We start from the raw sequence: 1,838 nt of genomic DNA, 5'->3' as shown, positions 1-1,838 counted from the left end.
AGATATGATTTACTAGCTCAGTTGGTAGAGCACATGACTTTTAATCATGGTGTCCGGGGTTCGATTCCCCGGTAGATCACCAAAAGACATTCCAATAGGAATGTCTTTTTTATTATATTAAAATAAATAATATTTAAAATAAAAGTATAATATTTTTTTACATAATGATATAATTTTAAACATAAAGAAAATATATAATGACAAATTGTTGAAAAAATATTTATAATTAATATTGTAAAAAGGAGAGTAATAGTATGGAGTGTATACAATTAAATCCTATTGGTCATATAAGATCGCCATTTAAAGAAATTCATCAAATTCCTCCTCAAAGTATATATGCTAAGGATAAGAAAGCTATAATAAAAATAAAAGATCAATATAAAGAAGGGTTAAGAGATTTGGATAAACTTTCATACATAGAGATTATATTTTATTTCCATAAGTCTGAAAATTTTGAACTTATAACTAAGACTCCGTGGAGTAAAGAAAAAAAAGGTGTATTTTCTACTAGATCACCTAAAAGACCTAATCCAATAGGAATATCAATTGTAAAACTATTAGAAATAGGAGAGGATGAAATAATAGTTGAAGGAGTTGATATGTTAGATGGCACACCTGTATTGGACATAAAACCATATAATTCAAATTTAAATCCAGATGAGTTAAAATAATATTTTTTATAAATTTTAAAATAATAATAAAGGGAGGATAACAATGAAAGATATTATAATAACTATTATAATAACTATAATATTTTTAATAATATTTTCATTATATGGTGTAGGAATAGTGTCAGCTGTAGCTAGTACAAATATGTTTGTAATGTTATTAATAATTATACTTTTTATAGCTTTAATAGCAACATTAATTTATGTTATGATAAGAAGAATAAAAGAAATTAAGGAGGAAGATAAGGATGATATTAGTAAATACTGATTATATAAGTGGGAAAAAAATTGAAACACTATCCATTGTTAAGGGATCAACAGTTAGATCAAAGAATGTAGGAAAAGATATTATGAGTGGATTAAAGACATTAGTTGGAGGAGAAATACAAGCTTATAAAGAAATGATGGATGAAGCTAGAGCTATTGCTTCAAAACGTATGGTAGAAGAAGCAGAATCTTTAGGGGCAGATGCTGTAATAAATATAAGATATGCAACAAGTGCTATTATGCAAGGTTCAGCTGAAGTTATAGCTTATGGTACAGCTGTAAAGATTGTTGAATAATTCAAAAATAAAGGCGGCTACTAAGAAATATTAGTATTCTTAATGTAGCCTTTTTTATTTTTTATTATGATTTTAAATAAATATGTTGGGATAAATTCTAATAAATTTCACATATAGTAATATACATGTTATTATATATAATGTGTTAAAAATATAATAAAAGGAGAATTTTTATATGAGTGATAAGGTATTAGCAGTTGTAAATGGAGTAGAAATAAAAGAGATGGATTTGCAAAATGCTTTAGCAAGAGTTCCTGCAAATCAAAGAAATTATTATGCATCAGAAGCAGGAAAAAAACAATTATTAGAACAAATGATATCTTTTGAATTAATTTATAGTGATGCAAAACAAAAAGAGGAAGACAAAGATGAAATATTCCAAAAACAATTAGAGCTTATAAAAAAAGATGCTTTAATTCAATATTCAGTGCAAAAAATATTAAAAGATGTAAAAGTAGAAGAATCAGAAGTAAAAGATTATTATGAAACAAATAAGGAACAATTTAAAACACCACCAACTGTAACAGCAAAACATATATTAGTAGATTCAGAAGAAGAAGCTAAAAAGATAGCAGAAGAAATTAAAAATGGATTATCTTTTGAAGAT

The 1,838-nt window shown here is 25.5% G+C and carries 4 protein-coding genes and 1 tRNA gene (1 of these 5 cut by a window edge); all 5 read left to right on the top strand.

The genetic code is table 11. The features are described 5' to 3' along the window. Positions 1-6: 6 nt before the first annotated feature. A tRNA-Lys gene (locus ACFIJ5_RS17875) sits at positions 7-82 on the top strand. 172 nt (positions 83-254) lie between these two features. Then, the gene (tsaA, locus tag ACFIJ5_RS17870) at positions 255-671 is read left to right on the top strand and encodes a tRNA (N6-threonylcarbamoyladenosine(37)-N6)-methyltransferase TrmO (protein ID WP_379809469.1); all 417 of its coding nucleotides are present in this window, start codon (positions 255-257) and stop codon (positions 669-671) included. Positions 672-714: 43 nt separating this feature from the next. Further along, the gene (locus ACFIJ5_RS17865; protein WP_379809467.1) at positions 715-936 is read left to right on the top strand and encodes a hypothetical protein; all 222 of its coding nucleotides are present in this window, start codon (positions 715-717) and stop codon (positions 934-936) included. Next, a complete protein-coding gene (locus ACFIJ5_RS17860; RefSeq protein WP_379809465.1) occupies positions 917-1,231 on the top strand; it encodes a YbjQ family protein in 315 nt (104 codons plus the stop codon). Before ACFIJ5_RS17865 ends, ACFIJ5_RS17860 begins: the two co-directional genes overlap by 20 nt. A gap of 175 nt (positions 1,232-1,406) precedes the next feature. Continuing rightward, positions 1,407-1,838: the 5' portion of a peptidylprolyl isomerase gene (locus ACFIJ5_RS17855; RefSeq protein WP_379809463.1), read on the top strand. The gene runs 315 nt beyond the window's last position; only the first 432 of its 747 coding nucleotides appear in the window; it begins with the start codon at positions 1,407-1,409; the stop codon falls past the right edge of the window.

Origin of the sequence: Haloimpatiens myeolchijeotgali, from assembly GCF_042688525.2 — a bacterium.
In the GTDB taxonomy this organism is placed as follows: domain Bacteria; phylum Bacillota; class Clostridia; order Clostridiales; family Clostridiaceae; genus Haloimpatiens.
This window is presented reverse-complemented; position numbering and strand designations above follow the sequence as displayed.